Origin of the sequence: Dolichospermum flos-aquae CCAP 1403/13F (assembly GCF_012516395.1) — a bacterium.
Classification (GTDB): Bacteria; Cyanobacteriota; Cyanobacteriia; order Cyanobacteriales; family Nostocaceae; genus Dolichospermum; species Dolichospermum lemmermannii.
The window spans coordinates 3,254,809-3,268,118 of the sequence record NZ_CP051206.1 but is presented as its reverse complement, the minus strand read 5'-3'; the positions used below and the strand labels follow the sequence as shown (position 1 = coordinate 3,268,118).

Below are 13,310 nucleotides of genomic sequence, written 5' to 3'. Positions count from 1 at the left end.
CTAAAGATGACTAAATAACCTGAAAATTGTTTAGTAAACTTTAGTTTACTTTGGCTATTAGCCCTGATAGCGAAGCGTGGCGTAAGCCATAATTCATTTCAGGGCGGTTGTGAAAGCAAACAAAACAACCGTATTTATTTTATCACTCTGGTAATCTCTCTAAATTCTCCCTCGCAATATTCCCCCAATATTCATCTTTATATTCAACATATATCTCTAAGGCTGTTTGTAAATTTACTCTTGCTTCTGTATAATCTTCCTGCGTCTCTGCAAGTATGCCTAAACAGTGGTAGGTACTAGCTTGAGAATAGCGATCGCCAAATTCGATTTTAATAGATAAAGCTAGTTGATAAAAGTCCCGTGCTTGGGCATATTCCCGCATTTCTTCGGCTACTCTTCCCAACTGGTGGTAGGTTTTAGCTTGAGAAAAGCGTAGGCTTTGCCCGCCGAAGGCATCGCCAAATTCGATAAAGATAGATAAAGCTTGTTGATAAAAGTCCCGTGCTTGGGCATATTCCCGCATTTCTTCGGCTACTCTTCCCAACTGGTGGTATGTTCCAGCTTGAGAAAAGCGTAGGCTTTGCCCGCCGAAGGCATCGCCAAATTCGATTTTGATAGATAAAGCTTGTTGATAAAAGTCCCGTGCTTGGGCATATTCCCGCATTTCTTGGGCTACATATCCCAACTGGTGGTATGTTCCAGCTTGAGAATTTCTCTTCCCTAATTCCTGATAAATTTTTAAACACTGTTGATAATATTCTTTGGCTTTTAAAAATTGCCGTAAATCGAAATAAGCATTACCTAATTTAAACAAAGCATAACTTTCACCATTACGGTTTTTTAGTTCTTTGGCAATATCTACACCCTGTCGATAATAATTAATAGCTGTTTCAAATTTTCTTTCCTCAGCAAAAGCATCACCAATTTTATTCAAAACCTGAAGTTGAAAATTAACATCTGCTAATTTGTCAGCAATTTGTAAAGCTTCAGCTAAATATTCCCTCGCTGTTTTTGCTTGATGTTGACTAATATAAGCTGTTCCCAACTCCAATAAAATATTACTATACCTGCGTAAATTACCATCATTAGTTTGCTCACAGGTAGGTTTATATTCCATCAATAAACTTTGTAAAATCTCAATTCGTTCTTGTTTTTCTTGTGGTTCTACTCTGTCAATTTCTATATGAGATTCTAAAGTCTGAGCAATTGCATTTTCTCTAGTTTTTTCTAAAGTTTTAAATCTAAACACACCAGAACGCCAAGCCCAAAAATCAGGAGCAAATTTAGCTAAACGGTTAATAGCGTAATCTGGTAAAATGAATAAAATAGGATAAGGGACAGTTTTTTTGTAAGCATCCCTGACAAAATTCAAATCTTGTAAAAATGGCGGATATTCACCAAACACACCAATAGATTTTTCTAAACCTTGAATAATTAATACTAACTTTTTATTTGCCTCTTTCTCAATATTTGCTAATTCATGAATAATAGCATCACGCAAAAAGCGCAAATTAGGATCAGCAAATTTGAGAATTACAAATTGAATTTCCTCACATTGGGAATTTGTTTTTAATGCCTCAATTAATAACTCTCCATCAGGAGGAAAATTAATCTCAATAAATCCTAAAGTAAACTTTTCAGAAAAGTCAATAAAGGTCAATAATTCCGCCAAAATATCTTGATTCAGGGCGACAAATTGCCCCAATTCGGCGTTAAAATCATGTTGTAATTTCTGCCAGTGCTTTTTGGAAGAATTCATTTTGCTTCACCACTGGGTTAGGATAATTCCATCTGTTATCGCCATTGTATTCTAAAACAGAAGTATTAAACAGCATTAACTGGCCAATATCATCTTTACTCACATCTTTATTCACGTAAACTTGCGCTAAAACTGGATAATGTTCTTCAGGAATAAATCTTTCAAAACTAAATTGTTGTTGTTTGACAGCATAAACAACATCTTCAGCTTCAATCTTACTATGATTTTTGGTGCTGGCGCGTAAGCAAGTAGCCCTCATCATTTGCATAATTTGACGCACATGACCACCACTAGCTTTAGCTAATTCTAGCAATTCTGCACGGGAATTAAACACAGCATTAACATCTACTCGTTTTTCAATTAAACTTGCTACTGCATCCAATCCAATTTGATTATAGTTTAAATCACGCACATTTCGATCAAATTGGTATATATTCACCATTGGCACAATGTGCGGTTCACCATCAAATAAAGCTAGAGGTTTTTTCGGTGAACAAAGAATAGAAATAGGAACTGTATAAATAATTGTACAGTGCAGTTCTTGTAATTGGGCTGCATAGTCAAAAAATAAATGATCTGCAACCGCAGGGGGAACACGATCTAAGTTATCAAAAATAATTAATAAACCCTTAGAGTTTGGATATTTTTTTCTCAATTTACCATAAGCGTCATCTAGCAATAGGTTGATATCTGCCTTGAGTCGAGAAATATCCTTTTCTAAAGTTTGGCGAATTGTAGTTTTTTGTTTATCAGAACCCTTGATTTGTGCCAATAATTTCACCATTAATTTCGCAATAAATGGCGCACCACCTTCTAAACTGGCTTCTGATTCCACACTGACGGATTTTTCTACACTTTCTTCATTTTCTTCTGTAATTTCCTTAAACCAATTCTCAAAACTATTTAATAATTTTTGTTCAAACTTTAACCCTAATTTCCGTAAAGTAAATTCAACTTGCTTAATTACAATTAAATATAAATCTGTATAATTAGCATCATTAATATCTGTTTCTTCATTTACTTCTAAATAAATGACATGATAATTTTGTTCCCATTGACTTTGAATCTTTTTTAACTCTGTACTTTTACCTGAACCTCGATGTCCAGTAAATAAAATAGTGGTATAGTCCCCTAATTCTTGAAACTCTAAAATTGTGCTTACACCCTCAACGGCTGAAGATTTACGTACTGCTGATAAATCAACATAGTATTTTGAAATTTCCGCAGGTTCTAGTGGTTCTAAAGTGCAAGCATTATAAGCAGATTTTAGAGTATTTGCACGTTGAAAGTTAGGTTGATTCATAGATAAAGTTATAGACTCAACTTAAATTTTAGTTGATTATTGACATTTTCGCTACCACCACCAGCAAGTTATACTAAACACGGGTGAGATTTAAACTTTTGCCAAATGACAAAGAACCCAGATGTGTAGGGGTAAAGCAAGAGCTAAACCCCTACGTTTAGAATCAAACAATCAAGCCGTTTTGAGTATAATAACTGGGGAAGGTGGTATCTAATTCCCGTTCTTCCTGAGTTCGATATCAATTGGTAATTGGTGATTATCCAACAAGGAGATTTTCTTCGGGATAGTGGATTCTGGTAGGACGAGGATCACCTAATATAGATGACATTAATAATAAAACACCAACTCGACCAATATACATTGTGAGAATTAAAATTAATTTTGCTGCAATAGAAACAGTCCCTGTAATTCCTGTAGAGAGTCCGACTGTACCAAAGGCTGATACTACTTCAAAAAGAATTTGAATAAAAGCCAATTTGGGGTCAGTAATACTAATTAAAACCGTAGCTACAATCACTGTTGCTAGTGAACCAAACACCACTCCAACAGCTTTTAAAATTAATGAGATGGCAATTTTGCGATTATATAATAATACCTCTTCTTTGCCTTGAAGAATTGCATTTGTACAACTGGTAAGCACTCGTAAAGTAGTTGTTTTGATTCCTCCTCCTGTACCTCCAGGACTTGCACCAATAAACATCAAAGCAATCATAATGAATAATCCGGCATTAGTCATTTTCCCAATGTCAATGCTATTAAAACCAGCGGTTCTGGTACTAACTGACTGAAACCAAGCGGCTAATATTTTATCAGATAAACTTAATTGTCCAAAGACGCTATCGTTTCTAATTTCTACAAAGAGAATTGCAATTGTTCCTAACACTAATAATATTAAAGTTGTGCTAGTAGCAACTTTGAAATCTAGAGAGAATACTAAACAACTTGTTTTTTTGACTATGCGGTCACGTAACCACAAATACATATCCAAAATTACTTGATAACCAATACCTCCAAAGATAATTAAACAGCCAATTGTGATAATCACTAAAGGAGAAGATTGATAACCAATTAAATTATCTTTGAATAAACTAAATCCAGCATTATCCCAAGCACTAACACTATGAAAAATTGCTAACCAAGTTCCTTCTTGCCAACCTTTTTCGGGAACAAAGACTATCATTAATAAAAATACTCCCGTGAGTTCAAATAATAAGGTAGTCGCAATAATAGAACGGATAATTTGACTGCTACCACTCATGCCTGGACGGTCTAAAGCTTGTTGAATTGCTACTTTTTGTCGCAGGTCAAATTTTCTGCCAATTAATAACATTAAAAATGTGGTAGTTGTCATATAACCTAAACCACCAATTTGGGCTAATAAGGCAATAAACAACTGACCTAAAAACGAAAAATCAGTACCAGTATCTACCACTGCTAAACCTGTGACACAAACTGCCGAAGTTGAAGTAAATAGGGCAACAATGGGGTCATTCCAATTACCATTACCAGTAGAGAAAGGCATTGTCAAGAGAATTGCTCCCAAGAGAATGACAGCGACAAAGCCCAAACAAATTGTCCGCGCAACAGTCATAAGTAATTAAAAATGAAAAATAAATAAACTTTGTGCAATTAGGCTATTTTGACATCTTACCAAGGTAGAATTAATGAGTTATTCCCAGGCAGAAAAATATCCCTATCTAATTAAAAACATAGATGGTAGCCTAAGAATAAGTTTTTTTCCAATTTCCTGTCATTTTTTAATTATTAAATTCATGAGTCAAATACTTTACAAACAAATTCAGGAATTTTACGATGCTTCTTCCAGTCTGTGGGAACAGATTTGGGGAGAACATATGCACCACGGTTATTATGGTGTAGATGGTAAACAGGTAAAAGAACGCCGTCAGGCACAAATTGATTTAATTGAAGAGTTGCTAAAATGGGCAGATGTTAAGGGCGCTGAAAATATTCTTGATGTCGGCTGTGGAATTGGTGGTAGTTCTTTATACTTAGCTGATAAGTTTGGGGCCAATGCTACGGGAATTACATTGAGTCCTGTACAAGCCGCTAGAGCCACCGAAAGGTCTTTGGCAATGAGTTTGAGTCAAAAGACTAGATTCATGGTTGCCAATGCCCAAGAAATGCCCTTTGATGATAATTCTTTTGATTTGGTTTGGTCACTGGAAAGCGGTGAACATATGCCAGATAAAACTAAGTTTTTACAAGAGTGTTATCGCGTGTTAAAGCCCGGTGGAACTTTGATTATGGTGACATGGTGTCATCGGAATACGGATAAGTCACCACTAACAACGGATGAGCAAAAGCACTTAGAGGATATTTATCGAGTCTATTGTTTACCTTATGTGATTTCTTTAGCGGAGTATGAAGCGATCGCTTGGCAATTACCATTAAATAATATTCGCACGGCTGATTGGTCAACCGCAGTTGCACCTTTTTGGAATGTTGTCATTGATTCAGCGTTTACACCCCAAGCATTTATCGGTTTATTAATGGCTGGTTGGACTACAATTCAGGGGGCATTATCTTTAGGTTTAATGCGTCGAGGTTATGAAACTGGATTAGTTAGATTTGGATTATTACGCGGGACAAAATAAGTCCAATTCTGTTTAAAGATGTACTCAATTTAAGGATAAACGAACCACAGAGGCACAGAGGACACAGAGAAGAAAAAGATAAGGTTAGGAAATTCGGCGCAGTTTCATAAAGAAATGGTATAAGTTCAATTCCTTTAGGTGCTTACGAACAAAAAAGAGCAAAAAATGAATCAATTTTATAAACAAAGTTCTGCTATTTTTCCAGGAAGTTGGTTTTATTCTTTTTGGAAGTTTTCCCGTCCCCATACAATTATGGGAACAACTTTGAGTGTTTTGGGTTTATATTTAATTACTCTGGGTGTCACTTCGACAAAGTTTTCTGGTTTGCATATTAGTCAAATTTTAGCAACATGGATTGCTTGTATCTGTGGCAATATTTATATTGTTGGTTTGAATCAATTGGAAGATATTGACATTGATAAAATCAATAAACCAGATTTACCTTTAGCGTCGGGAGAATTTACCAGAGGACAAGGACAATTAATTGTTATTATTACTGGTATTGTGGCTTTGGCTTTAGCATGGCTAACGGGACCATTTTTAATGGGTATGGTAACGATAAGTTTAGCAATTGGTACGGCTTATTCTTTACCACCAATTCGTTTAAAACAGTTTCCATTTTGGGCTGCTTTATGTATTTTTTCGGTGCGGGGAACGATTGTTAATTTAGGTTTATTTTTGCATTTTAGTTGGGTATTGCAAAGAAGCCAAGGGATTCCGGGTGCAGTTTGGGCTTTAACGGTGTTTATCTTGGTATTTACATTTGCGATCGCTATTTTCAAAGATATTCCTGATATGGAAGGAGATAGATTTTATAATATCACAACTTTCACCCTCCAACTCGGACAACAAAAAGTATTTAGTCTCGCACTTTGGGTATTAACAATCTGTTATGGAGGTATGATTTTAGTAGCGTTATTCCATCTTGCGGAAGTTAACACTATCTTCATCTTAATCACTCATACAGTAGCTTTAATTGTGATGTGGTGGCAAGGTGCTGGAGTTGATTTACAAGACAAACAAGCCATTACTAATTTCTATCAATTTATCTGGAAATTGTTTTTCATTGAATATCTAATTTTTCCTGTTTCCTGTTTATTAGCTTAAACTCATGTTAGCAACATTTCCTACTGCCAATATTATCGCCATTTCCGTAGTCATTTTTGGTCTTGCCATTCTTGGTTATTTAAGTATCAAAACATTGATTACTTCTAATTTATTTCAAAAAGGCATCAATTTTTATCAAGCTAAAGATTTTGAAAATGCTGAAATAGCTTTGAGAAAAGTCATTGCTATCAACTCTACCAATGATATGGTACGTTTGCTGTTAGGAGATATTTTAAATCAGAAGGGACAAATTGCCGAAGCAAAAGCGTTATTTTGTGGAGTAATTGATAGTAGTCCCAAAAATCCTGATGCTTATTTACGTTTAGCGAATATTCTCATGCAGGAACAACAGGAAGTAGAAGCGAAAAGTAATTTAGTTCAAGCAAAGGAATTATTGCAAAAACAGCGTCAACCAGAAAGGGCTAAAAAGGTTAGTGTTTTGTTAGATAAAATGTCTAAACTGTGATTTTTAGGATTTTGATGATTTTTGTGATTATTGATGTTAAATTAATAATCCATTTGCTTCTTTTATCACTTGAGAGATTTCAGGTTTATCAGAAGCAGATAATTATAATCACATTTTGACTATCCTTATCCATGCGATTTTTGATGAGGGATACAGTTATGCTATATCCCTACTTGTTTTTATTATCAATCCTAATCACGAGGGGCATTGAAAGCTTCCCAAGCAGCCTTAGCAGCATTTTGGAATCTGTCGCCCAAATCTGTGACATCCTTATGCAGTAAGTTCCAATTATGCTCCAATTCTTCTTGAATTTTAGCCCAAGAATATTCTAAGCGGTCTCTTTCGATCAGTTTGTCTTTTTCAATAGCTTCTCGTACCTGACGCACAGCATTTAAATAGGTTTCACGGGTAATAGTTCCAGCCGATTCAGCTTCAGCTTGGGCGCGGTTTTTAATCGCCTCTAATAATGCTGTAGTTTCCTGCTTAACTTCATCTATTTCCCCATTTTCGCTGGTATGAAGACTAATTTCTACGATTTCTATAGATTCAATATTGTTAGTAGTCATAGTTGCCACATCCTGTTGGTAAAGTTTACTTGTGGATGAATATTGCACCTGTAATCATCATAATTTGGTCATCAGTCAATTGGGGATTTATAAATATACTTATGACCAAAGATAGATTATTAACGACTAATCAGTTGCCTTTCTAATTGTAGTAAAGCTTCTACTCTTGCTTCAGTTGCTGGGTGACTAGAGAAAAGATTTCCCAAAAACTGCCCAGAAATGGGATGAATAATTAATAATGGTTCAAAAGCTGGATTAGCATTCAAAGGCATTTGTCTAGCTGTAGATTCTAACCTTTGTAAAGCCCTAGCTAAGGCGCGAGGATTACCTGTTAATTTTGCCGCACCAGCATCAGCAGAAAACTCTCTAGTCCGGGAAATAGCTAACTGAATAATTGTTGCAGCCATAGGGGCAAAAATAACTGTAGCTAATACACCTAAAGGATTGCCACCTCTTTCATTATCCCGTGAACCGCCACCAAACCACAGACTATAACTGAGCATTTGTGCTAGGAAAGAAACAGCCCCAGCCACAGTAGCCGCCACCGCTTGAGTTAAGGTATCACGATTAATAATGTGGGTAAGTTCGTGGGCAATTACGCCTTCTAATTCATCCTCTGGGAGGATGTCTAAAATCCCGGCGGTGACAGCCACAGCCGCGTGTTCAGGATCTCGTCCTGTAGCAAAAGCGTTGGCAGTGGGACTAGGAACAATGTACACTCCCGGCATGGGAATATTGGCACGGCTAGATAATTTTTGGACAATACGATACAGTGCTGGTGCTTCCGCTGCGGTGACAGGCTGGGCGTTATATACGGCTAAAGCAATCTTATCTGATTGATACCAGGAGAATAAATTAGTCGCTGCTGCTAACCCAATTCCTATAATCAAGCCCCCCGTACCACCAATTACCCAGTAACTAATTGCTATCAATAAGCCACTTAGAGTCCCTAGTAAAATAGCCGTTTTCAGTTGATTTCCCATCTTGATAACTCTCCTACTTGTGCTGTATTAATTTTTATAACTTTGTCTGGACAACAGCATCCTTTTAGCCACCTCTTGATTGTATCGAGTTCAATTTTGAGGTACAGTGATGAAAACCTGTCACCAAAGTACGGTTTTCCGTTTGAGGCTGATTCAAAAAAAGACTAATAATGTTACAACAGACAGAAATTCGTGTTCCCATTGCCATTAGTTTAGGGGCAATAGCTGGGGCTTTAAGTCGCTATTATTTAACTTTGTGGTTGACAAACCGCTTTGGTTTTGGTTTTCCCTATGGAACTTTTTTTATTAATATTAGTGGTTGTTTAGCAATGGGGTTTTTCGCAACTTTAGCTATGGAAAAAACAGCGATGATTTCCCCAGAAGTTAAGTTGATTGCCGCTACAGGATTTTTAGGTGCATATACTACTTTTTCTACTTTTGGGTTAGATACAGTTGGCTTGTTACAACGTGGTAATTGGTTAGCTGCTGCTGGTTATTTTTCAGGTAGTACAATTTTAGGAATTATCAGTGTTCAATTAGGGATGGTTCTTGCTAGAATGTTCAATTAGAAGTTATGGGAAATTAATCAATACAGAAAATGGTGCAAACACAATCTCTGATCAACGATAATTCTATCACAGAAATATTACCTGGAGGGAGTAACCCAGATGCTTTTGAATTAGCAGAAGCATGGTATCCAGTTCACTACCTTCAAGATTTAGACAAATCCAAACCCACACCTTTCACTCTTTTGGGTAAAGATATTGTGATTTGGTGGGATCAGAAAAACTCATCTTGGCAAGTATTTATAGATCAATGTCCTCACCGTCTTGCACCTCTTTCTGAAGGCAGAATTAATGAAGATGGACTATTAGAATGTCCTTATCATGGTTGGACATTTGCTGGAGATGGAAGTTGTCAAAAAATTCCCCAACAGGTTGCAGGTGGAAAAGCAGAAACCTCTCCCAGGGCTTGTGTACCATCTTTACCAACAACAGAAAGACAGGGATTATTATTTGTCTATGCTGGTAATCCAGAAAATGCCATAAATACCAAAGTTCCTGTAGTTGAACCCATAGAATCAGCGCCAGAAGGCTGGGTAATTATGAACACTTTTCGAGATGTTCCTTATGATGCTTTAACATTATTAGAAAATATCCTTGATCCTAGTCATATTGCCTTTACCCATCATCTGACAGTGGGAAATCGTGCCAATGCTGCACCTTTAGAATTAGAAATAGTTGAATCAGGAAAACATGGTTTTGAAGGGATTTGGAAACAAGGATTAAAAGCGGGACAATCGGGAAAACTTTCCACAACATTTATTGCCCCTGGTTTGATGTGGCATGATATTAATGCGGAAAAAGGCAGAATTTTAACTGTTGTTTATGCTGTCCCCATTCGCAAAGGTGAATGTCGAATTATTGCCCGTTTTCCTTTTAATTTCAAGTCTAAACTACCAGGATTTTTTATTAAAATTCGTCCTCGTTGGTATGTCCATATTGGACAAAATGGCGTTTTAGAAGATGATCAAATTTTTCTCCATTATCAAGAACGTTATTTAGCTGCTAAAGGTGGTAGTGCTAATTTTAATAAAGCCTTTTATCTGGCGACAAAAGCAGATACTTTTGTGGCTGAGTTACGTAAATGGGTAAATCAATATCATGGGGAAACATTTCCGGGAGAATCTTTCCCACCACTTTTATTGAATAAAGAAGCACTACTAGAAAGATATCATTCTCACACAGAAAAATGTGCCAGTTGTCGTCAGGCTTTAAGGAGGATTCAACAGTTAAAATTTTGGTGTGGTGTTCTGACTATTGTTGCTTTGGCTAGTAGTCCTTTATTGACTTTTTTGGTGGAGACAAAATCAATTTTACTGGTGATGGTGGAAACATTTTTTCCTCTTTTATTGGGTGCAGGATGGTGGAAATTAAGTCAGTTGGAAAGGGAGTTTTATGAAGGGAGAATAATCCCCCCACGCAATTTACCGGAGAAAAAAAGATAAATTAGCGGAGAGAAATCTCATCTTCCTCCTTTGCGCGAAACAAATCTCAACTATAAAGAAGTGGGGGATCTGAATATTTTACAGTTTAAGACTTGACAAGACGCAAAAGTTGCATTATACTTATGTTATAAGTGGAAATCTGTCCGCGCATATATAGTAATATTTCGTATTATTTACATTATTATTTTTACCCATATCACAAAGATCCCCGACTTCTAGGATAATTGATTTTGATACAGGATGATTAGATCAAAGAAGTCGGGGATCTGAATTTTGTCTGAATCAGGATATCCAGGATTTGAGGATTTACAGGATGTTGATTTAATTTAATAATTTAATATTGAGAGCGATCGCTTAACTGATATCTGGTATATTTAACTTACAAGCCATGATTGTAAATTTTTACAAAAAATAATAGAAACAATAGTTTTTCGGAAGGGTAATAATTATGAGTACAAGCAACATTCAATCATCTCCTGTTCAAATAGAACTTTCAATTAGGAGTGAAAGTGTACAACGAATTTATAATTTTTATGTAAATAATCTCTTTTATGCTAATAGGAGATACCAAAGAAAGTTAGTTTGGACTATAGAAGAAAAAAGAGAATTTATAGATTCAATTTTACAAGGTTTTCCCGTTCCTATAATCTTATTAGCAGAAACAGAAAAAGATAATAAATCTGTATTTGAAATTATAGATGGAATGCAAAGATTAAATGCTATTACTGCCTTTATTGAGGGAGAATTTGATATTCAAGGTAAATATTTTGATTTGCAAACAATGATAGAATCAAAATCTAGATTAGATCAACAACAGTTATTACAAAAAACTCCTGTTCTTGAAAGAAAATATTGTGAAATAATAGGCAGTTATATTCTTCCACTTTCTGTTTATTCTTTCGATGATAATGATAAAGTAGACGAAGTTTTTAGAAGAATTAATTCTAATGGTAAACATTTATCAAAACAGGAATTACGTTCAGCAGGGGCAACTTCTAAATTTGCCAATTTAGTAAGAGTAATTTCTAGTGAAATAAGATCAGACGCATCAGCTTCAGATGTTGTTCTTTTAAATGATATGAAAAAAATTAGTATTACTAATAAAGAACTGGAATATGGTATTAAAGTTGATGATATTTTCTGGGTAAAAAATAAAATTTTAACAAAAGAAATGCTGAGAGAGTCAAGAGATGAACAAATTGTTGCTGATATTCTTGCATATTTACTGTTACCTGAGACACCCAGTAGTGCTTCTTTATTAGATGAATATTATGGCTTTAAAGATGGTAAAAAATCGAAAGAAATAGAAACCTCATTGGTATTAAAACAGCCTGAATATATTAAAAAACAATTTATGATTATTTATAATCATATTCGTGAGATATTACAAGAATCAAAAAGAAATTTTAGTGAATTAATTAGTTTAAATAATTTGAAATATATGCCTCGTCCTTTTCAAGTAATATTTTTAAGTTTTTACGATTTAGTTGTTAGGGATAAAATGGAAATAGCTAATTATGATGGATTAATAAAAGCATTAAAAAATATTAATGATGAGATAAAAACTCCTAGTGGTCCAAGATGGGCATATCAAAATAAAAAAAATAATATTAACAAGGTTAAAGGGATTATTAGAGAATTTTTTAAAATCAGAGATAATAATGATCCTGCTAAAGATTCATGGTTAACAGAATTTGAAACTCTACTAACTCAATCAAAAACAGAACAAACTTTATATGATTTTAAACAAGGTTTTACACAACTAGATGGAAGAGGACAATTTGATCAAGAAAGTTTTAGTAAAATAATTCTAACTTTAACTGCTATGGCAAATCATTCACCTGGTGCAACTGGTTATGTTTGTGTTGGAGTAGCAGATAATGATGACACAGCAAAAAGAATAAAAATTTTATATAAAATTGAACCAGTAGAGTATAGAAATTTTAAGATAACAGGAATAGAACATGAAGCAAAGAGATTACAGGGAAATATTGATAATTTTTATCGCTGGATAATTCAACAAATTAAATCACAACCTATTCATCAAACAGTTAAAGATACTATAGGTAGAGAGATTAGAATAATTGATTATTACGATAAAAGTGTACTGATATTTTGTTTAAAAGCTGGAGAAAAGCCGGTATCATACGATGGAAAATTTTATCAACGTATTGGTGCAAATATTGAAGAAATTAAAGTTGACGAATACGCGGAGCTTTTCAAACGGTTTTCTAAATAAATATAAAAATTTGGAGATTTTGTATTTTCCGAATGAATTATTATCTAAAAAATATTTTCCCCACCCCTTGACAAAAATCTAACTTCCTGATGCTTGTTATAGAACTCTGTGCGGTCATTCATACTCAACTTTTCTCACCATAATGATATTGTTTAAAAAATACAGCAATTTACGGTGTAATAAGGTACACTATTGGCGGGCAAGATGCCCACCCCACAAGAGTTTTATGATTATGATTTGTACCTCATAGCAATGAAATATGCT

The 13,310-nt window shown here is 34.9% G+C and carries 11 protein-coding genes; 6 read left to right on the top strand and 5 right to left on the bottom strand.

Annotated elements, in window-relative coordinates; all coding sequences use genetic code 11:
- Window positions 1-142: 142 nt before the first annotated feature.
- The 3 genes from HGD76_RS15840 to HGD76_RS15830 all read right to left on the bottom strand — a co-directional run bounded on the left by HGD76_RS15840 (window position 143) and on the right by HGD76_RS15830 (window position 4,653).
- On the bottom strand, window positions 143-1,759 hold the full coding sequence (locus tag HGD76_RS15840) for a tetratricopeptide repeat protein (protein ID WP_168696347.1): 1,617 nt from the start codon (window positions 1,757-1,759) through the stop codon (window positions 143-145).
- A complete protein-coding gene (locus tag HGD76_RS15835; RefSeq protein WP_168696346.1) occupies window positions 1,719-3,062 on the bottom strand; it encodes a P-loop NTPase fold protein in 1,344 nt (447 codons plus the stop codon). The genes HGD76_RS15840 and HGD76_RS15835 overlap by 41 nt, the downstream gene beginning before the upstream one ends.
- 256 nt (window positions 3,063-3,318) lie before the next feature.
- Window positions 3,319-4,653, bottom strand: coding sequence for a TrkH family potassium uptake protein (locus HGD76_RS15830; RefSeq protein ID WP_168696345.1), 1,335 nt, complete (start codon window positions 4,651-4,653; stop codon window positions 3,319-3,321).
- A 181-nt stretch (window positions 4,654-4,834) separates the two neighbouring features.
- On the opposite strand from HGD76_RS15830, the gene HGD76_RS15825 reads away from it, so the two are divergent.
- The 3 genes from HGD76_RS15825 (at window position 4,835) to HGD76_RS15815 (ending at window position 7,250) form a co-directional block, all read left to right on the top strand.
- Entirely contained in the window at window positions 4,835-5,677 is an 843-nt protein-coding gene (locus HGD76_RS15825) for a methyltransferase domain-containing protein (RefSeq protein WP_041458679.1), read from the top strand.
- 165 nt (window positions 5,678-5,842) lie between these two features.
- Window positions 5,843-6,784, top strand: a complete 942-nt coding sequence (locus tag HGD76_RS15820) for a homogentisate phytyltransferase (protein ID WP_168696344.1) — start codon at window positions 5,843-5,845, stop codon at window positions 6,782-6,784.
- Window positions 6,785-6,788: 4 nt separating this feature from the next.
- Window positions 6,789-7,250, top strand: coding sequence for a tetratricopeptide repeat protein (locus HGD76_RS15815; RefSeq protein ID WP_168634205.1), 462 nt, complete (start codon window positions 6,789-6,791; stop codon window positions 7,248-7,250).
- A gap of 191 nt (window positions 7,251-7,441) precedes the next feature.
- On the opposite strand, the gene HGD76_RS15810 is transcribed toward HGD76_RS15815, so the two are convergent.
- Both HGD76_RS15810 and HGD76_RS15805 read right to left on the bottom strand, forming a co-directional pair.
- Window positions 7,442-7,816 (bottom strand): hypothetical protein, encoded by a 375-nt coding sequence (locus tag HGD76_RS15810; protein ID WP_015083660.1) that lies wholly within the window; start codon window positions 7,814-7,816, stop codon window positions 7,442-7,444.
- 119 nt (window positions 7,817-7,935) lie between these two features.
- Window positions 7,936-8,799 (bottom strand): M48 family metalloprotease, encoded by an 864-nt coding sequence (locus HGD76_RS15805; protein ID WP_015083661.1) that lies wholly within the window; start codon window positions 8,797-8,799, stop codon window positions 7,936-7,938.
- A 170-nt stretch (window positions 8,800-8,969) separates the two neighbouring features.
- On the opposite strand from HGD76_RS15805, the gene crcB reads away from it, so the two are divergent.
- From crcB to HGD76_RS15790, 3 genes are all read left to right on the top strand, one after another.
- Complete coding sequence (gene crcB / locus HGD76_RS15800) at window positions 8,970-9,368, top strand: fluoride efflux transporter CrcB (protein WP_168652332.1); 399 nt, start codon at window positions 8,970-8,972, stop codon at window positions 9,366-9,368.
- Window positions 9,369-9,397: 29 nt separating this feature from the next.
- Window positions 9,398-10,807: an aromatic ring-hydroxylating dioxygenase subunit alpha gene (locus HGD76_RS15795; RefSeq protein ID WP_168696343.1), complete on the top strand. Its 1,410-nt coding sequence runs from the start codon at window positions 9,398-9,400 to the stop codon at window positions 10,805-10,807.
- Between the two features lie 448 nt (window positions 10,808-11,255).
- The gene (locus HGD76_RS15790) at window positions 11,256-13,046 is read left to right on the top strand and encodes a GmrSD restriction endonuclease domain-containing protein (protein WP_168696342.1); all 1,791 of its coding nucleotides are present in this window, start codon (window positions 11,256-11,258) and stop codon (window positions 13,044-13,046) included.
- The last annotated feature ends 264 nt before the right edge of the window (window positions 13,047-13,310 follow it).